The sequence below is a fragment of the Nocardiopsis suaedae genome (assembly GCF_027706745.1).
In the GTDB taxonomy this organism is placed as follows: domain Bacteria; phylum Actinomycetota; class Actinomycetes; order Streptosporangiales; family Streptosporangiaceae; genus Nocardiopsis_A; species Nocardiopsis_A suaedae.
The window spans coordinates 57,156-74,582 of record NZ_JAQFWP010000017.1 but is presented as its reverse complement, the minus strand read 5'-3'; the positions used below and the strand labels follow the sequence as shown (position 1 = coordinate 74,582).

Genomic DNA, 17,427 nt, shown 5'->3' with positions numbered 1-17,427 from the left:
GCCTGCGCGATGAGGAAGAACGTCCCGGTGGTCGGCCGCGAGGCGGGTCGGGCGGACGCGTCGCCCGCGGACGCTCCGCCAGCCCGGCCCCGGCTCCACCCTTGACGCGGCGGGTCCCGGCCAACAGAATCATATATGATTTCATCGACGATATGAGGTGCCCCTGGTGAGCAACGACCCGGTCTCCGGACTCCTCGGCCACCGTCCGGGCAAGGTGGTCGCCGTCCATCTCAGCTACGCCTCGCGGGCCGGGCAGCGCGGACGAGTGCCCGCACACCCGTCGTACTTCCTCAAGCCCGGCTCATCGGTCACCGGGCCGGGCACGGTCACCCGGCCCGACGGCACCGAACTCCTGGGGTTCGAGGGCGAGATCGCGCTGGTCATCGGCACGGCCGCACGCGACGTCTCCCCTGACGAGGCGTGGGCGCACGTCGGCTGGGTCACCGCGGCCGACGATCTCGGGCTGTACGACCTGCGCTACGCCGACCGGGGCTCCAACGTGCGCGCCAAGGGCGGCGACGGCTTCACCCCGCTCGGCCCGGACCTGATCCCGGCCGAGCGGCTCGATCCGGGGCGGATCGGCATCCGCACGTGGCTGGACGGGGTGCTCGTCCAGGACGACAGCAGCGCCGGCCTGATCTTCCCGTTCGGGCTGATGCTGGCCGACCTGTCCCGCGTGATGACGCTCGAACCGGGCGACGTCGTCCTCACCGGAACGCCAGCGGGCGCCTCCGTCGCCCGACCGGGGCAGCGGGTGGAGGTGGAGGTGTTCTCCCTCGATGCCCCCGCGCTCACGTCGGGCCGCCTGGCCACCGATGTGAGCGCGGGCCCGGCGCTGGCCCCGTGGGGCAGCCCGCCCGAGGCGGACGAGGCACAACGCGCCGCCGCCTGGGGCCTCCCACCGGAACCGGTGCTCACCCCGGAGATCCGGGAGCGCCTGGAGGCGGTGGCGGTGGCGACGCTCTCGGTCCAACTGCGCAGGCGGGGGCTGGACGAGGCCGCCATCGACGGGGTCCGGCCGCTGGTCCCGGGCCGACGCCTGGTCGGCCCCGCGCGGACGCTGCGGTTCGTGCCGTACCGCAAGGACCTGTTCGCCGAGCGGGGCGGCGGCTTCAACGCGCAGAAGCAGCTCTTCGACACCATCGGCCCGGGCGAGGTCCTGGTCATGGAGGCGCGGGGCGACGCGAGCGCGGGCACGCTCGGCGACATCCTCGCGCTGAGGGCCAAGGTCCGCAGCGCCGCGGGAGTGGTGACCGACGGCGCGGTCCGTGACGCCGCCGCCGTCGCCTCGACCGGCCTGCCGGTCTTCTGCGCGGGGCACCACCCGGCGGTGCTCGGCCGCAGGCACGTGCCGTGGGAGACGGACACGGCGATCGCGTGCGGCGGGGCCGCCGTCCAGCCGGGCGACGTCATCGTGGCCGACGACGACGGCGCGCTCGTCATCCCGCCCGGTCTCGTGCACGAGGTGCTTGAGGCGGCCGAGGCCCAGGAGAGGGAAGAGGAGTTCATCGCCGAGATGGTCCGGCAGGGCGAATCCGTGGACGGGCTGTACCCGCTGAACACGCAGTGGCGGCAGCGGTACGAGGCCAAGGACTGAGCGCGGCTGAGCAGGACTGGGCACAGCTGAGCACGACTGAGAGGAGGACCGATGCGGTTCCGATCCGACCCGTCCCGCATGAGGGGCGCGATGGCGCCGCTGTTCACCCCCTTCACCGACGAGGGGGACGTGGACCACGCGTCACTGCGGGCGATGGTGCGCTGGCAGCTCGCCAACGGCTCGCGGGGGATCTCGATCGGCGGGTCGACCGGGGAGCCGTCGGCGCAGACGCCCACCGAGCGCGCCGAGGCGATCCGGCTCGTCGCCGCGGAGGTCGGCGACGACGTCCCGTTCCTGCCCGGCACGGGATCGGCGAAGCTCGACGAGACGCTGGAGCTCACCGGCATCGCCGCCGACGCGGGTGCGGACGCCGTCCTGGTCGTCACGCCGTACTACGCGCGCCCCACGCAGGAGGCGCTGTACACGTGGTATTCGACGGTCGCCCGTGAGTTCCCGGATCTGCCGATCGTCGCCTACAACGTGCCGGTGCGCACCGCGGTCGAGCTGGCGCCGGAGACGTTCGCCCGGCTGTACCGCGACCACGACAACATCGTGGGCATCAAGGAGACCACCAAGGACTTCGAGCACTTCTCCCGGGTCATGCACGCCTGCGGGCGCGACGTCCTGATGTGGTCGGGCATCGAGCTGCTGTGCCTGCCGCTGATCGCCCTCGGCGGGATCGGCTTCATCTCCGCCCTGTCCAACATCGCACCGGCCGCCGTCGCCCAGACCTACGAAGCCGCCGTCGCCGGTGACTGGGACCGGGCCCGCGAGCTGCACTACGGCGTGCACCCGCTGGTCGACCTGCTGTTCACCGAGACCAACCCGGCCCCGGCGAAGTGGTTGATGGCCCGTCGCGGCCTGATCCGCTCCGATCACGTCCGCCCGCCGCTGACCCCCCTGACCGAGCGGGGCCGGGACACGGTGCGCGCGCTGGCCGCCGAGGCCGAGCACCACCTCACTCCCGTCCCGTCGAGGAGCCTCACGTGAACATCCCCGACCCCATTCCGCACCACATCGGCGGCGCGCCCACCGGCTCCGCCGACGGCGCGGCGTTCGACGTGCTCGCCCCCGCCGCCAACGAGGTCTACACCCGGGCCGCCGCCGGCGGGCAGGCGGACATCGACGCCGCCGTCGCGGCCGCCCGCCGCGCCTTCACGGACGGGCCCTGGCCGCGGATGAGGAACCGCGAACGCGCCCGGATCCTCAACCGGATCGCCGACGCCGTCGAGTCGGTCGACGAAGAGCTGGCCGCCATGGAGTCCTACGACACCGGTCTTCCGATCACCCAGGCCAAGGGCCAGGCCCGCCGCGCCGCGGAGAACTTCCGGTTCTTCGCCGACCTGGTCGTGGCCCGGTCCGACGACGCCTACAAGGTGCCGGGCATGCAGCTCAACTACGTCAACCGCAAGCCGGTCGGCGTGGCGGGGCTGATCACGCCGTGGAACACGCCGTTCATGCTGGAGTCGTGGAAACTCGCCCCCGCACTCGCCGGCGGCTGCACGGTCGTGCTCAAACCCGCGGAGTTCACGCCGCTCTCGGCGTCGCTGTGGGCCCAGGTGTTCGCGGAGGCCGGGCTGCCTGACGGGGTGTTCAACCTGGTCAACGGCATCGGCGAGGTCGCCGGGGAGGCGCTGGTCACGCACCCCGACGTCGACCTGATCTCCTTCACCGGCGAGACCGGGACCGGGCGGCGGATCTTCGCGAACGCCTCCGAGCGGCTCAAGGGGCTGTCGATGGAGCTCGGCGGCAAGTCCCCCGCGCTCGTCTTCGCCGACGCCGACCTGGAGGCCGCGCTCGACTCGACCCTGTTCGGCGTGTTCTCCCTCAACGGCGAGCGCTGCACCGCCTCCTCCCGCATCCTCGTCGAGCGGTCCGTCTACGACGGGTTCCTGGCCCGCTTCGCCGAACGCGCGGCCGCGATCAAGGTCGGCCCCCCGGACGACCCGGCGACCGAGGTGGGCGCCCTCGTGCACCCGGAGCACTACGAGCGCGTGCTGGGCTACGTCGAGAGCGGCAAGGGCGAGGCCAGGCTCGTCGCCGGGGGCGGGCGGCCGGAGCACCTGCCCGACGGCAACTACCTGTCCCCCACCGTGTTCGCCGACGTGCCCCGCACGGCGCGGATCTTCCAGGAGGAGATCTTCGGCCCCGTCGTCGCCGTCACCCCGTTCGACACCGACGACGAGGCGGTCGACCTCGCCAACGACGTCCAGTACGGGCTCGCCGGGTACGTGTGGACGAACGACCTGCGGCGGGCGCACCGGGTGGCCGACCGGATCGAGGCGGGCATGGTGTGGATCAACTCCCACAACGTGCGCGACCTGCGTTCACCGTTCGGCGGGGTGAAGGCCTCCGGCCTCGGCCAGGAGGGCGGCCACCGCTCCTTGGACTTCTACACCGAGCAGCAGGCCGTGCACGTCACGCTCGGCGACGTGCACACCGCACGCTTCGGCGCCGAGGGCTACAACGACCAGGACCCGTTCTTCTCGGGAGCAGGGAGTACCCGATGACCGCCACGCCCCCCGACATCGTGCGCTCGGCCTACCTCGAACTCGTGGTCAGCGACCTCGCGGCGTCCCGCGAGTTCTATGTGGACGTCCTCGGGCTCGTCGTGACCGAGGAGGACGGCCGGGAGATCCACCTGCGCGCGCTGGAGGAGTTCATCCACCACAACCTGGTCCTGCGCGAGGGCCCCGTGCCCGCGGTCGCCGCGTTCGGGTTCCGCGTGCGCAGCCCCCGCGAACTGGACGCGGCCGAGGCCCACTACCGCGCGCTGGGCTGCGGTGTCCGGCGCGAGCCCGCAGGGTTCCGCACCGGGGTCGGCGAGGTCGTGCGGGTGCTCGACCCGCTCGGCTTCCCGTACGAGTTCTTCTACGACGTCGCGCACGCGCCGCGCCTCACGTGGCGCTCCGACCTGTACGGCGCGGGCGCGATCGTCCGGCTCGACCACTTCAACCAGGTCTGCCCCGACGTCGTGGCCGGGGCGGCCTACCTGGAGGAGCTCGGCTTCAAACGCACCGAGGACATCCGCGGCGACGACGGCGTCACCTACGCCGCCTGGTTCGCCCGCAAGGACACCGTCCACGACACCGCCCTCACCGGCGGCTCCGGACCCCGGATGCACCACATCGCCTTCGCCACACACGAGAAGCACAACATCCTGTACATCTGCGACAAGCTCGGTGCCCTGCGCCGTTCCGACGCCATCGAACGCGGCCCGGGCAGGCACGGCGTGTCCAACGCCTTCTACCTCTACCTGCGCGACCCCGACGGCCACCGCATCGAGATCTACACCCAGGACTACTACACCGGCGACCCCGACAACCCGGTCGTCACCTGGGACGTGCACGACAACCAGCGCCGCGACTGGTGGGGCCACGCCGTCGTGCCGAGCTGGTACACCGACGCCTCGACCGTGCTCGACCTCGACGGGGCCCCCGTGCCGCTGCGCGAACGCGAACAGGCCTCGGAGATGGACGTGACCATCGGCGCCGACGGCTTCTCTTACACTCGCAAGGACGATACGGCCAGGGGTTTCAAGGTCGGCGAGCAGCTGTAGAGAGGACGTCCATGCCGGACACCGCCGCTGCCGGCGGCCGCGCGCCGTCGAAGTCGGAGACCGTGTACCGGCAGGTGCGCGAACGCATCCTGACCGGCCGCTACAGCGCGGGCCACCGGCTCGTCCTCGACCAGCTCGCCCGTGAGTTCACCGTCAGCCCGGTGCCGGTCCGCGAAGCCGTCCGGCGCCTGGAAGCCGAAGGCCTCGTGACGTTCACCCGGAACGTCGGAGCCGAGGTGACCGGCATCGACACCGCCGACTACACCGACACCATGCAGGTCCTCGCCTACCTGGAGGGCGCCGCCACCGCGCTGGCGGCGCCGCACCTGGACGGGGCCCGCCTCGACGAGGCCGCGGCGCTCAACGAAGAGATGCGCGCCCTGCACCGCACCGACTTCAACCCCGTGCGGTTCACCGAGCTCAACGAGCGGTTCCACCAGCTGCTGTGCGCTCCGTGTCCCAATCGCCACCTGCTCGACCTGCTCGACCGCGAATGGCAGCGCATGTCGCTCATCCGCCGCTCCAGCTTCTCCTTCGTGCCCGCCCGGCCCGCCGTCTCGGTCGAGGAGCACGAGCACCTTCTCGACCTCCTGCGCCGCGGGGCGCCGGAGGAGGAGGTCGAACGGGCCACCCGCACGCACACCCTCCGCACCCTGGAGGCCTACCTCGACGCGGGCCGACCGTCGTGAGCGCCCTGCGGAGCGCTCAATCGTGGCGGCAGCCGGTGTCCATGTACGCCGCGAGGCCGCCCGCCGCGGACGCGGACGAGGGGGTCGCGGCGGGCGTGTCGTCCGCCGCGTCGTAGACGACCTCGCCGCCGACGACGGTCATGGCGATCGGCAGGTCCACGATCTCTTCGGGCGGGGTATCGGCCAGGTCCCCGTCGAACACGGCGAGGTCGGCGGCCATGCCCGGCGCGAGCGTGCCCTTCCACGACTCGGCACGGTCCTGCCAGGCGCCCGCGGTCGTGTAGGAGGCCAGAGCCTCCTCCAGGCCGATGACCTCCTCGGCACCGAACACCTCGCCGGTCTCCAGGCTCTTGCGCGTCAGCGCGGCCGTCAGCCCCGCGCGGAAGTCCGGCATGCCCACCACGGGGGCGTCGGAGGAACTGGCGACCGAGACGCCCAGATCGAGCGCGGTGCGGTAGGGCCACTGGTAGTCCGTGCGCTCGCGGCCGAGGATGTCGACCAGCTGGTGCGAGAGGGAGCGCTTGATCTGCGGATTGAAGCTCACCGGGAAGCCGAGCGCGGCCATGCGCCGCAGGTCCGCGGGCGTCGCCAGGTCTCCGTGGATGACGTAGTGGCGCAGCCCCGCGCCGCCGAACCGCTCGACGGCGGCCTCGTAGGCGTCGACGACCGCGTTGGCGGTCAGGTCGCCGGTCGCGTGGGTCCCCACCTGGAAGCCCAGCTCGTGCGCGGTCATGACCCAGTCGTTCAGCAGGGCGAGCTGCTCTTCCTCCGAGCCTCCGGGCAGCGTGAGCCCGCCGTTGCCGCCGCCGATGTAGGGCTCGGAGACCCAGGCCGTCCGGGCCTGGGTCGGCACGCCGTCGGCGAAGATCTTCACCTGGTTCACGTTCAGCCATGCGGGGTCGGTCCCGATCCGCCCGGCCTCCAGCAGCGTATCCCGCAGGTCGTCGGCGCCGGAGGCGGCAACCATGATCGTGCAGCGCTGGCGGATGTCGCCCGACCGCAGCATGTCGTCGTACCGCCGGACCGATTCGAGGCCGATGCCGGCGTCCGTCACCGAGGTGATGCCGTACCGGTGCATGATGTCCACGGCCGCGCGCAGGCCCTGCCGCTTCTCCTCCTCGGTGAAGTCCGGCATGACCCCGTCCACCAGTCCGGCCGCCCCCTCCAGCAGCAGCCCGGTCGGTTCACCGTCGCCGTCCTTGACGATCTCGCCGCCGGGCGGCGGCTCGGTGTCCCGGGTGATGCCCGCGAGCTCCAGGGCCTTGGAGTTCACCCAAAGGGCGTGTGCGGACCATTCGCGCAATGCGGCCGGGTTGTCCGCGGACACCCCGTCGAGGTCGTGCCGGGTCGGGTACCGGCCTTCGGCCAGGTACCCCTGGTCCCAGCCGAAGCCGCGGATCCACTCCCCCGGCGCCTTGTCCCGGACCGCCTCGGCGACGAGGTCGCGGATCTCGGCGATGGAGGCGACCGCGTCCCGGCCGAGGTCCAGCGTCAGCGGCGGCCGTCCCGTACCGAGGCCCATCGGGTGGAAGTGCGCGTCGTTGACCCCGGGGATGACGGTCCGGCCGTGGAGGTCGACCGCCTCGGTCCGCGCGTTCGTGAGGCGCCGCAGCTCGCGGGTGGTCCCCACGGCCAGAACCACGCCGTCCTTGATGGCGACGGCCTCGGCGGGGGCGGATTCCCCGTCCATGGTCAGCACCTTGCCGTCGTACAGCACCAGGTCCGCACCGCCCCGCCCGGCACCGCCGCCCTTTCCGGTCTGGGCCGCCGCCTCGGCGGCGCCCCCGATCGCACCGAGCGCGACCCCCGCGCCCGCGGCTTGCAGGAACCTCCGCCGCCGTAGCGGCCTCCGCTGATCCGTCATGTCCGGCCTCCTCTGGTTCGCCGTCGCACCGACGCCGTAGCCCGGCATCGTCCGCGCCGCGGGCGCCGCCGTCTTGCGCGGGAGCGCGGCGGGCTTGTCGTCGGGCGCTTTCGGGGCGCCGCTCCGCCGGTGTGCCGTCAGAGACAAGCCCCGTGCGCCGGTGTCCTAGGAGCTCACGGCGGCGCTCCCTAGGGTCCTGGGAATCGGCCCCCACCACCCGACGATGAGGAGTGCAGATGAGCGAATCGTTCATCCCGGTCGGTGCCCTCGGCGAGGGGTTCGCACCCGCTGCGGACCTCCTCGGTGAGACGGCCGACCTCAGCGGGCGGACGCTGACGCTGAACCTCGATGCGCCGTCGGCGCCGTCGGCGTCGTCGGCGTCGTCGGCGCCGACGACGCTGCGGATCGCCGAACACACCGCGTCCTGGGGCGGCCACACCGACGTCCCCGTCCGGGTCACCTCGATCCGGTCCGGCGTCTACATGATCGACGGCGTCGCGGACGGGGTCTCCACGACCTTCGTCGCCGATGTCGAGACCGGGGCCGTCACCCAGGTCGAAGGCCGCCTTCCGGGCGCCGAGGCCAGGGCGGAGTCGGCGTACACGCGGGTCCGGCGGGGCGACGAGCCGACCGGTGTCACCGCGCGCATCGTCCACGGCGGCATCGGCGGCCCACCGGCCGCCCGGCACGCGCCGACGACCGCGCTCGTCGGGCTGCGCAACCGGTACACGTACTCGCCCAGCGAGGTGTACGAGCACGTCTACCTCACCCCGGACCTGTACACGTGGCACTGCCTGCGAGGGGTCGAGCAGGGCCTCGCCGACACGGACCGGTGCCACCACGTGGCCATCCGGGACCGGCTGACCCTGTTCGTCTGGCGGGAGAAGATCGTCCCGACGCTCGGGCTCCTGCTCATCGACCTCGACCGCATGCGCACCGACGGAAAGATCTTCGGCAACCAAGGGTTCGACGCCGGCGCCATCGTGAACTTCCCCGTCGGAGCACGGGCCGAGATCCTCAGCGCCGCCACGGCCTGACCCCCCAAGCGTCCCCTCGGCAAAGGAGCAGACCTTTGTCCACCCCACCGGAAACGCGGCTCAAAGGGCGCCTCGGCGTCCCGGGGGTCGTGTTCCTCGTCCTGGCCGCGGTCGCCCCCCTGACCGGCATCATCGTCATCGGCGGCATCGGCATCGCCGTCGGAACCGGCGGCGGGACGCCGATGATGTTCCTCCTCGCCACCGCCGTCTTCCTGCTCTTCGCCGTCGGGTACGCCCAGATGTCCAAGCGCCTGGTGAACGCCGGGGGCTTCTACGCCTTCGTGGTGCGCGGCCTCGGCCGGACCGCGGGCCTGGTCGCCGCCTTCGTGGCGCTGGTCGGCTACAACTGCTTCGTCGCCGGGGCGGTCGGCACGAGCGGCTTCTTCACCTCGATCGTCTTCGCCGACGTCTTCGGCCTGGACCTGCCGTGGTGGCTCTGGAGCCTGGTCTCGGCCGCGGGCGTGTGGCTGCTGACGCGCAGCGGCATCGACGTCTCGGCGAAGGTGCTCGGGGTCGCGCTGGTCCTCGAGGTCGCGATCCTCCTCATCCTCGACGCCGCCATCCTCGTCACCACGGGCTACTCGTTCGAGCCGTTCCTGCCCGAGGTGTTCCTGACGGGCTCCGTGGGGCTCGGGCTGCTCTTCGCCGCCAACGCGTTCGTCGGCTTCGAGGCGACCGGGCTGTTCAGCGAGGAGGCGCGCGACCCCAGGCGCACCATCCCGCGCGCCACCTACGTGGCGATCGTCTTCATCGGCGTCTTCGCCGCCGTCACCACCTGGGCGATCGTCTCCGCGCTCGGCGTGCGCAGCGCCGGAGACACCGCGCGCGACCACCTCGCGGCGGGCGACCTGGTCTTCACCGTCTCCCGGCGGTACCTCGGCGGCGGCCTGACCGACGCGATGCAGCTGCTGCTCGTGGTCAGCCTGTTCGCGGCGCTGCTCGCGCTGCACAACTCCGCGACCCGCTACCTGTACGCGCTCGGCCGGGTCGGCGTCCTGCCCCGGCGGCTGGCGCACACCCGCCGCGCCAGCGGGGCGCCCGTCGCCGCCTCCACCGCCCAGCTCGCCTTCGCCACGCTCGTCGCGATGGCGTACGCGGTCGCCGGAGCCGACCCGATCGCCAACCTCGTCGCGGCCTTCACCGGCATCGGCACGCTCGGCATCGTCGTCCTCCAGGCGATCGCCGCGACCGCGATCGTGGTGCACTTCCGGCGGGTCCGGGACCCGCGCCCGCTCTCGACGCTCGTCCTGCCGCTCCTCGGCGGACTGGGGCTGTGGACCGTCACGGCGCTGGCGTTCGGCAACTTCCCCGAGCTCGCGGGCAGCGACAGCCCGGTCATCGCCCTGCTCCCCTGGCTGCTGCCGGTCGCCGCCGCCGCGGCGGCGGCCGTGGCCTACCGGCTGCGCTCGTCGAAGCCGGAGGTGTGGCGGTCCCTCGACCAGGACCTCGACCGCGTCCCCGACCAGGCCGTGACCACCGGAGGGACCACATGAGCACCTACCTGGTCACCGGCGGCGGCACGGGGATCGGCGCCGCGGTCGCCACCCGGCTGGCCGAGGACGGCGGCGACGTCGTCGTCTCCGGTCGGCGGCGCGAACCCCTCGAAGAGGTCGCCTCGGCGCACCCGCGCATCACCGCCATGCCCGCCGACGCCACGGACGGTGCCGCCATGAGGCGCGTCGTCGAGGACGTCACCGAACGCTACGGCGGACTCGACGGCGTGGTCGCGAACGCGGGCGGGCACGGCTACGACACCGTCGGCGATACCAGCGACGAGGCGTGGCGCTCCAGCCTGGACGCCAACCTGACGACGGCCTTCGTCACCGCCCGCGAGGCGCTCGAACCGCTGGTGCGGTCCGGTGGAAGCATCGTGGTCGTCTCCTCGCTCGCGGCCCTGCGGGCGGGGCCGGAGACGGCCGGGTACACGGTCGGCAAACACGCGCTGCTCGGGCTCGTGCGGTCGCTCGCCCGCGACTACGGGCACCGCGTGCGGGCCAACGCCGTCTGTCCCGGCTGGGTCCGCACACCGATGGCCGACCAGGAGATGCAGGTGCTCGTCGAGGGCGGCGGCGCGGCCGACGTCGAATCCGCCTACGCCGAGGTGACGCGCGACGTGCCGCTCGGACGGCCCGCCGATCCGGAGGAGATCGCCGGTGTGGTGGCGTTCCTGCTCGGGCCCGACGCGACGTACGTCAACGGCGCGACCCTCGTGGTGGACGGCGGCGCGCACATCGTCGACGTGCCGACCCTGGCGTTCGGCTGATGGCCGCCCGCGAAACGGCACCGATCCACCGCCGAAAGGCAGGGAACATATGGTGACCACCCCTTCCTCGGACCTCGGGGGCCTCGTCGTCCTCGTCACGGGCGCCGCGAGCGGCATCGGCGCCGCGGTCGCCGCCGCGGCGGCGGACCGGGGCGCGACGCCCGTGCTGCTGGATCAGGACGGCGACGGCGCCCGAGAGCGGGCGGCCGCCCTCGGCACGCCCGACCGGGCCCAGGCGTTCGCCGCGGACGTCACGGACGAGGAGTCGGTGCGCTCGGCGGTCGGGGCGACGCTCCACCGCCTCGGCCGCATCGACGCCGTCGTCACGTGCGCCGGGGTGTCCGGGCCCGTCGGCACCCCGCTGGAAGAGGTCTCCCTCGCCGACTGGCAGCGGATTTTCGCCGTGAACACCACCGGCGCGTTCCTGGTGCTGAAGCACACCCTCCCGGCCCAGCGCCGCTCCCCCCACGGCGCGGCGGTCCTGGTCGCGAGCGACTCGGCGCTCGTCGCCGCACCGGGGATGGTGCCGTACTGCGCCTCGAAGGCCGCCGTGGTGCAGTTGGCGCGGGCGCTGTCGGTGGAGACGGCGGGCGAGGTGCGCGTCAACGCCGTCTGCCCGTCCGTCGTCGACACCCCGATGAGCCGGAGCAGCCTCGGGCGCCGCGACTTCGCCGACGCCGACTACCCGGTCCACCGGCCCGAGGACGTCGCCGAGCACGTGCTGTTCCTCGCCTCCCCGCAGGCCGCGGGGATCCATGGAACGGCCCTGACCATGGATTTCGGCTTCTCCGCGCGCTCGGCCTTCCCCGCGTGAGCCGAGCACGTCCGCGCCGGTCCCGTGCGCGCGCACAGGCGCCCGCTCGGGCGGACCGGGGCACCGACCACGCATGGTGAACGACACAGAGGTGAGGACATGGAGAACTACGAGAACCTGCTGGCTGCCGTGGCGGCGCCGGAGGGCGGTCGGCCGGTCACCGACCCCGCCACCGGCGAGGAGATCGGCCGGGCTCCGGAACGCGGCACCGACGACCTGGAGCGGGCCGTGGCGGCCGCCCGGAAGGCCCAGCCCACCTGGGAGGCGCTCGGCCACCAGGAGCGCTCCCGGCTGCTGAACGCCGCGGCCGACGCCGTCGACCGGTCCGCCGAAGCGCTGGCGCACCTGATCTCCCGCGAGCAGGGCAAGCCGCTCAACGGCCCGGGCAGCCGCTTCGAGGCGGGCGGGGTCGCCGCCTGGCTGCGCACCGCCGCCGCCACCCCGCTCGAACCCGAGCGGGTGCTCGACGACGGATCCGGCCAGGCGACGCTCAGGTACCGCGCCGTGGGCCTGGTGGGCGCCATCGGGCCCTGGAACTGGCCGGCACTCATCGCCTCCTGGCAGTTCGGGCCCGCGCTGCGGATGGGCAACACCGTGGTGATGAAGCCGTCCGAGGACACGCCGCTCTCGGTGCTCGCGCTGGCCGCGATCGTGAACCAGGTGCTCCCCGAGGGCGTGCTGACGGTGCTGTCCGGGGACGGCGGCCTCGGTGCCGCGCTCGCGGCGCACCCGGCGTTCGACAAGATCATGTTCACCGGCTCGACCCGCACGGGCAAGGCGATCGCCGCCGCCAGCGCGGACAACCTGCCGCGGCTCACGCTCGAACTCGGCGGCAACGACCCGGGCATCGTGCTTCCCGGCGCCGACCCGGCCGCCATCGCCGAGGACCTCTTCTGGGGCGCGTTCATCAATACGGGGCAGACGTGCGCGGCGCTCAAACGCCTGTACGTGCACCACACCCTCCACGACGACGTCGTCGAGGCGCTGGCCGAGGTGGCCGCCCGGATGCCGATGGGGCCGGGGGTCAGCGAGGAGAGCATGCTCGGGCCGCTCACCAACGCCGCCCAGTTCCGGATCGTCGACGGCCTCGTCGAGCAGGCCAGGGCCGCGGGCGGGCGCGTGGTCACCGGGGGCGACCCCGACCGCGGGGCGCCCGGCCACTTCTACCCGGCGACGCTGGTCACCGGCCTGCCCGCCGACGCGCCGCTCGTCGTGGAGGAGCAGTTCGGACCGGCGCTGCCGATCCTCGCGTACACGGACCTCGACGCGGTGGTCGACCAGGCCAACGCCCTGGACGTCGGGCTCGGCGCGTCGGTGTGGTCGAGCGACGCCGAGCATGCCGAGGAGGTCGCGGCGCGCATCGAGGCCGGCACGGTCTGGATCAACAAGCACGGGACCCTGCACCCGATGGTGCCGTTCGGAGGGGTCAAGGGCTCCGGCTACGGCCTGGAGTTCGGCGTGGAAGGACTCAAGGCCGTCGGCGTGCCGCAGGTCATCGCGGCCTGACGCCGCCCGCGCCCGCAGGAGTACACGGCCCCGCGGCACCCGAAGGTGCCGCGGGGCCGCTCTCGCGCCGGGTCAGTGGCAGCGGCCGTCGGCGGACCCACCGGTTCCGCCGTGCCCACTGTGCCCGCCGGCGGACCCGTCCGGCAGGTCGAGCGCCGGGTTCGCGTCGAGGAAGCCGTGCGGCTTGAGCCAGAACCCCGAGTAGTCGACGGGCATCACCGGCCAGTCCTCGGGCCGGGGGATGTGGGTGGGCCCGAACGTGTGCCACAGGACGACATCGGTGTCGGTGAGCGCACGGTCGGCCTGCACCCACCGGCCGATGCCGTCTCCCGCGTGCTGGTTCGGGAAGTCCCCGGCCGGGAAGCGCTCGGCCGGGTCGTGCGCGGTCACCCACAGGTGGTGGCGGGCGAACGCGGCGCGGTCGCCCGCCGAGGAGCCCGGCTGGGCCATGAGCCGTGGGCCCGCCATCGGGGTGAGCTGGTACGCCGTGGGCCTGCCGACGGCGTTGCGCCGGTGCGCGCTGGTGACGTACCACCGGCGTCCGGCCTCGCTGTCGGCGTCCCGCACGGCCTCCGACTCGCGGGACAGCGGGACGCGCTCGTAGGTGAACGCGTTCCCGTACGGGTTCCGCGGCCCGGTGGGGATCCCGACGAGGTTCTCCTCCTCGACCGAGTTCTCGGGCCCGTCGACGGACATGTCCAGCCGCGCGCAGAAGATGTGCTGGTGGACCGGGCCGATGATGCCCGGTGCAATCTCCGGCGCGTGGGGGTTCTCGGTCCAGGGCTCCGCGGCCCCGGCGAACACGATGCCGGTCGCCTTGGCCTCCATCTGGATCGAGCCGTCGAGGTAGAAGTACCAGAAGAACCCGTAGTCGTAGTTGCCGATGGTGGCGAAGTAGGAGAGCACGAGGCGGCGGGAGCGCCGCACCTGGGACGCCTCGCCCGGCTCGGTGTGCTTCCAGAGGATCCCGTAGTCCTCCTCGTGCATGCACACGGCGTGCGGGATGGGCATCGGGTCGCCGTTGTCGTCGGCCACCACGGCGTCGAAGTAGGTGATCTCGCCGAGGCAGTCGCAGCCGAGCTTGAGCGAGTTGGCGTTCTTGCCGAGGGCGTACTCGCCCGCGTCGAAGTAGCTGATCCAGTAGCGGGGGGCCGCCGGGTCGCCGTACGGCACCACCATCTCGGGGACGGAGGCCCGGTAGATGACGGGGCGGTCCTCGTCTCCGTCGCGGAAGGCGATCTCGTTCAGGACCAGCCCCTCCTGGGCGTTGAAGCCGACCCGGAGGGACCAGTCCTCCCAGCGGACGAGGGTGCCGTCCACGGTGAAGGAGGGGCCCTCGGGCTGGGTGATCTCCAGCGGCTTCAGCGTGGTGCGGGCGGGTCCGGTGTGCTTGTAGTTCCAGTCGTCCAGCGGCACGGGGACGTCGCCCTCGTCGTCCAGCCGGGTCACCTCCCCGGCCGTCAGGTCCACGTGCGCGACCAGCCCCTCGACGGGGTGCGCCCACGGGTTGTCGCCCTCGTGGCGCCGGTGGAAGGTGAGCGACCGGATCATGCGCCGACCCGTCTCGCCCTCCCGGGGAAAGTAGCCGGGCGCGAGCGGGGCGACGAACGTGTGCGCCGTGTCGGTGATGCCGCGGCGCGCCATGGCCGCCTGCCACCGGGGGTCCGCCTTGACGATCTCGGCGGCGCGGCCGTACTCCTCCAGCAGGTACGGGGGCTGGCCGTACGGGTGCTCCCCCGTCGGCAGGTCCCGCCACGAGGTGACCGCGCCGCCGGTGACGGACACCTCGGCCTCGCCGACCCGGCCGGTGGCGGTGTCCAGGAGGGTGACCAGCACGCTGCGGTCGAAGTCGTCCGCGCCGGGGGTATGGCTCAGGACGGCCCGCTTGTCCGGTTCGACCGGCAGCACGCGCGGAAACCGGGTCGCCGGGCCGACCTTGCCGTGGCGGACGAGGATCTCCCGGGCCGCGGAGATCTCCTCGGCCGTCAGCATGTCGAGCGGGTGCGTCACACCGAACGACGACGGCCGGGTGCCGCGCGGGGTGGTGTCCGTCGTCAACGATCCTCCTCCGTACAGGGGTGCCAGCGGTCGCGGGTCGTGGATCAACGTAGCCGTCCGCGCGGGGGCGCCCCGGCCCACCCGCCCGATCGGTCGCGGGTCGTCAAACGGTCTGCGCGCTCGGACAAGCGGCGCTGACGAACGTCTCGGAAATGTGGTAGAGACAACACCACGGATCGTATATGATCACCGGCACCCGCCACCCGTCGGGGGAAGGACGAGCGATGTCCGTTTCCGCCAGCGCGAGCCACGCGACCGCCACGCCGAACGCGCCACTCGCTCTCGACGCCTGGAGATCCGCGGTCGCGCACGCCGTCGTACCGCTCAGGATCGACGAGCTCGGCGGCGTCGCCTTCCACGGCCACATCGCCCAGACCGTGGTCGACAACGTCTCCCTGTTCGGGATCGCGGCGACGCCGCACGTCGTGCGGCGGACCCCGGAGCTCATCTCGGACGGCGGCGACCGGTTCTACAAGCTGAGCCTGCAGCTGGCCGGCCCCGCGGTGCTGGAGCAGGACGGCCGCTCCGTGGGACTGGGCCCCGGCGACCTGGCCATCTATGACACGCATCGGCCGTACACGCTGACCTTCCCCGAGCGGAGCCGGGCCATGGTCATCATGTTCCCGCACGAGCTCGTGGACCTGCCGCGCGACGAGGTCGCCCGGGTGACCGCCACGCGGTTCCCCGGGGAGGACGGCCTGGGCCGGGTGATCAACCCGTTCTTCGTCGAGCTCGGCAGGAACATGGACCAGCTGGCCGACAGCCACGCGTCACGACTGGTCCATTCGGCTCTGGACCTGCTCGTCACCATGCTGTCGCAGGAACTGCACCGCCGCCAGGGGCCGGCGACGCACCCGGCCCGGAGTCTGGCGCGGGAGGTGCGCGAGTACATCCTCCGGCACCTCGGCGAGCACGACCTCACGCCGTCCTCCATCGCGCGGGCCCACTACATCTCGACCCGGCACCTCCACACGATCTTCTCGTCGGAGGGGCAGACGGTCTCGATGTGGATCCGCTCCCGGCGCCTCGAGCACATCCGCCGCGACCTCGCCGACCCCCTGTTCGCCGACCGCCCCGTCTCATGGGTGGCGGGCCGCTGGGGCCTCCACGACGCCGCGCATTTCAGCCGGCTGTTCAAGGCCGAGTTCGGCGAGTCCCCCACCGCCTACCGGCAGCGACTGGTCGGCGCCCCCGTCCGCCAGGCCGTCTGAGCCCCTCGGCAGGCGCCCAGGCCGTCGGCCGCGCGCAACGGGTGTCCCCTCGGCCGACCGCGCCGGACGCCCCGTGCGGAGTGCCCGCCCAGGGTCGGGAGAGCGGGGAGCGGGCACGGATCCGGGCGCTTCACCCCGGTCCCCGCATCCCTACGGAACGAAAAGAGGCCGCCCCGCCTCACCGGCGCAAGCGACCTCTGAAGAAAACGGTGTGCACAACGGCCCACCCGGTGGAGCTATGGGGATTCGAACCCCAGACCTCCTCCATGCCATGGAGGCGCGCTACCAACTGCGCCATAGCCCCTGGTCGTCGCCCCTGCGTGCCGGTGTCCGGCCTCGCCGCGGCGACACCTCGACTCTACCGGATCCGCAGGGGTGCTCGCGCCGTTCCCCAGGTGTTCACCCCGGTGGCGGCCCACCACCCCGCACCGGCCATCCCGCCCGGTCACGGGTCGGGACCCAATAGGCTTGCAGGGTGCCCGATTCAAAGCTCGAAATCCAGATGCTCCACGATCGCCTGCTCGTGCGGCTGCTCCCGGAGAAGGGGGAGCGCCGCAGCACCGGCGGGCTGGTCATCCCGGACACCGTGAAGATGGCGACCCGCCTCGTATGGGGCGAGGTCTGCGGCGCGGGCACCAGCGCCCGACACGTCAAGACCGGTGACCGGGTCCTGTTCAACCCCGAGGACCAGTTGGAGGTCGAACTCCAGGCCGAGCGCTACCTGGTCCTGAGGGAACGCGACATCCACGCCGTAGCCAACGAGTCCCCACAGCAGGGAACCGGCCTGTACCTGTGACCGCCTGGCGGGGTCGGACACACGGACGGCCCT

General features: G+C 72.8%; 14 protein-coding genes and 1 tRNA gene. 12 read left to right on the top strand and 3 right to left on the bottom strand.

All coding sequences use genetic code 11. The features are described from left to right. Nucleotides 1–166: 166 nt before the first annotated feature. From O4U47_RS11590 to O4U47_RS11570, 5 genes are read left to right on the top strand one after another with little or no spacing between them, the layout of a single operon-like run. Complete coding sequence (locus O4U47_RS11590; protein ID WP_270677801.1) at nucleotides 167–1,597, top strand: fumarylacetoacetate hydrolase family protein; 1,431 nt, start codon at nucleotides 167–169, stop codon at nucleotides 1,595–1,597. A gap of 51 nt (nucleotides 1,598–1,648) precedes the next feature. Beyond that, entirely contained in the window at nucleotides 1,649–2,587 is a 939-nt protein-coding gene (dapA, locus tag O4U47_RS11585) for a 4-hydroxy-tetrahydrodipicolinate synthase (RefSeq protein ID WP_270677800.1), read from the top strand. Further along, the gene (gene hpaE / locus O4U47_RS11580; protein WP_270677799.1) at nucleotides 2,584–4,107 is read left to right on the top strand and encodes a 5-carboxymethyl-2-hydroxymuconate semialdehyde dehydrogenase; all 1,524 of its coding nucleotides are present in this window, start codon (nucleotides 2,584–2,586) and stop codon (nucleotides 4,105–4,107) included. The genes dapA and hpaE overlap by 4 nt, the downstream gene beginning before the upstream one ends. After that, the gene (gene hpaD / locus O4U47_RS11575) at nucleotides 4,104–5,156 is read left to right on the top strand and encodes a 3,4-dihydroxyphenylacetate 2,3-dioxygenase (RefSeq protein WP_270677798.1); all 1,053 of its coding nucleotides are present in this window, start codon (nucleotides 4,104–4,106) and stop codon (nucleotides 5,154–5,156) included. Before hpaE ends, hpaD begins: the two co-directional genes overlap by 4 nt. A gap of 11 nt (nucleotides 5,157–5,167) precedes the next feature. After that, on the top strand, nucleotides 5,168–5,845 hold the full coding sequence (locus O4U47_RS11570; RefSeq protein ID WP_270677797.1) for a GntR family transcriptional regulator: 678 nt from the start codon (nucleotides 5,168–5,170) through the stop codon (nucleotides 5,843–5,845). Between the two features lie 16 nt (nucleotides 5,846–5,861). Here O4U47_RS11570 and O4U47_RS11565 read toward each other — a convergent pair whose 3' ends face one another. Further along, nucleotides 5,862–7,709, bottom strand: coding sequence for an amidohydrolase (locus O4U47_RS11565; protein WP_270677796.1), 1,848 nt, complete (start codon nucleotides 7,707–7,709; stop codon nucleotides 5,862–5,864). 236 nt (nucleotides 7,710–7,945) lie between these two features. Between O4U47_RS11565 and O4U47_RS11560 the strand changes: the two genes are divergently transcribed. The 5 genes from O4U47_RS11560 to O4U47_RS11540 all read left to right on the top strand — a co-directional run bounded on the left by O4U47_RS11560 (nucleotide 7,946) and on the right by O4U47_RS11540 (nucleotide 13,329). Then, a complete protein-coding gene (locus O4U47_RS11560; RefSeq protein WP_270677795.1) occupies nucleotides 7,946–8,746 on the top strand; it encodes a MoaF C-terminal domain-containing protein in 801 nt (266 codons plus the stop codon). Between the two features lie 35 nt (nucleotides 8,747–8,781). After that, entirely contained in the window at nucleotides 8,782–10,239 is a 1,458-nt protein-coding gene (locus O4U47_RS11555; protein ID WP_270677794.1) for an APC family permease, read from the top strand. Next, complete coding sequence (locus O4U47_RS11550) at nucleotides 10,236–11,009, top strand: SDR family NAD(P)-dependent oxidoreductase (RefSeq protein WP_270677793.1); 774 nt, start codon at nucleotides 10,236–10,238, stop codon at nucleotides 11,007–11,009. Before O4U47_RS11555 ends, O4U47_RS11550 begins: the two co-directional genes overlap by 4 nt. Nucleotides 11,010–11,058: 49 nt before the next feature. Next, nucleotides 11,059–11,823, top strand: a complete 765-nt coding sequence (locus O4U47_RS11545; RefSeq protein ID WP_270677792.1) for an SDR family NAD(P)-dependent oxidoreductase — start codon at nucleotides 11,059–11,061, stop codon at nucleotides 11,821–11,823. A 99-nt stretch (nucleotides 11,824–11,922) separates the two neighbouring features. After that, nucleotides 11,923–13,329: an aldehyde dehydrogenase family protein gene (locus tag O4U47_RS11540; RefSeq protein WP_270677791.1), complete on the top strand. Its 1,407-nt coding sequence runs from the start codon at nucleotides 11,923–11,925 to the stop codon at nucleotides 13,327–13,329. Between the two features lie 72 nt (nucleotides 13,330–13,401). Here O4U47_RS11540 and O4U47_RS11535 read toward each other — a convergent pair whose 3' ends face one another. Beyond that, nucleotides 13,402–15,387 (bottom strand): primary-amine oxidase, encoded by a 1,986-nt coding sequence (locus tag O4U47_RS11535; RefSeq protein WP_270677790.1) that lies wholly within the window; start codon nucleotides 15,385–15,387, stop codon nucleotides 13,402–13,404. A 224-nt stretch (nucleotides 15,388–15,611) separates the two neighbouring features. Between O4U47_RS11535 and O4U47_RS11530 the strand changes: the two genes are divergently transcribed. Continuing rightward, nucleotides 15,612–16,598 carry an AraC-like ligand-binding domain-containing protein gene (locus tag O4U47_RS11530; RefSeq protein WP_270677789.1) on the top strand — a complete coding sequence of 329 codons (987 nt, stop codon included), beginning with the start codon at nucleotides 15,612–15,614 and terminating at the stop codon, nucleotides 16,596–16,598. A 231-nt stretch (nucleotides 16,599–16,829) separates the two neighbouring features. Here O4U47_RS11530 and O4U47_RS11525 read toward each other — a convergent pair. After that, nucleotides 16,830–16,902: transfer RNA gene (locus O4U47_RS11525), tRNA-Ala, on the bottom strand. A 198-nt stretch (nucleotides 16,903–17,100) separates the two neighbouring features. Between O4U47_RS11525 and O4U47_RS11520 the strand changes: the two genes are divergently transcribed. Continuing rightward, nucleotides 17,101–17,394 carry a GroES family chaperonin gene (locus O4U47_RS11520; RefSeq protein ID WP_270677834.1) on the top strand — a complete coding sequence of 98 codons (294 nt, stop codon included), beginning with the start codon at nucleotides 17,101–17,103 and terminating at the stop codon, nucleotides 17,392–17,394. Nucleotides 17,395–17,427 lie beyond the last annotated feature (33 nt).

What these genes read in the sequence shown, in the direction of transcription:
- dapA (WP_270677800.1), top strand. Translation starts at nt 1,649, where the DNA reads ATGCGGTTCCGATCCGACCCGTCCCGCATGAGGGGCGCGATGGCGCCG.
- hpaD (WP_270677798.1), top strand. Translation starts at nt 4,104, where the DNA reads ATGACCGCCACGCCCCCCGACATCGTGCGCTCGGCCTACCTCGAACTC.
- O4U47_RS11570 (WP_270677797.1), top strand. Translation starts at nt 5,168, where the DNA reads ATGCCGGACACCGCCGCTGCCGGCGGCCGCGCGCCGTCGAAGTCGGAG.
- O4U47_RS11565 (WP_270677796.1), bottom strand. Translation starts at nt 7,709, where the DNA reads ATGACGGATCAGCGGAGGCCGCTACGGCGGCGGAGGTTCCTGCAAGCC.
- O4U47_RS11560 (WP_270677795.1), top strand. Translation starts at nt 7,946, where the DNA reads ATGAGCGAATCGTTCATCCCGGTCGGTGCCCTCGGCGAGGGGTTCGCA.
- O4U47_RS11550 (WP_270677793.1), top strand. Translation starts at nt 10,236, where the DNA reads ATGAGCACCTACCTGGTCACCGGCGGCGGCACGGGGATCGGCGCCGCG.
- O4U47_RS11545 (WP_270677792.1), top strand. Translation starts at nt 11,059, where the DNA reads ATGGTGACCACCCCTTCCTCGGACCTCGGGGGCCTCGTCGTCCTCGTC.
- O4U47_RS11540 (WP_270677791.1), top strand. Translation starts at nt 11,923, where the DNA reads ATGGAGAACTACGAGAACCTGCTGGCTGCCGTGGCGGCGCCGGAGGGC.
- O4U47_RS11530 (WP_270677789.1), top strand. Translation starts at nt 15,612, where the DNA reads ATGTCCGTTTCCGCCAGCGCGAGCCACGCGACCGCCACGCCGAACGCG.
- O4U47_RS11520 (WP_270677834.1), top strand. Translation starts at nt 17,101, where the DNA reads ATGCTCCACGATCGCCTGCTCGTGCGGCTGCTCCCGGAGAAGGGGGAG.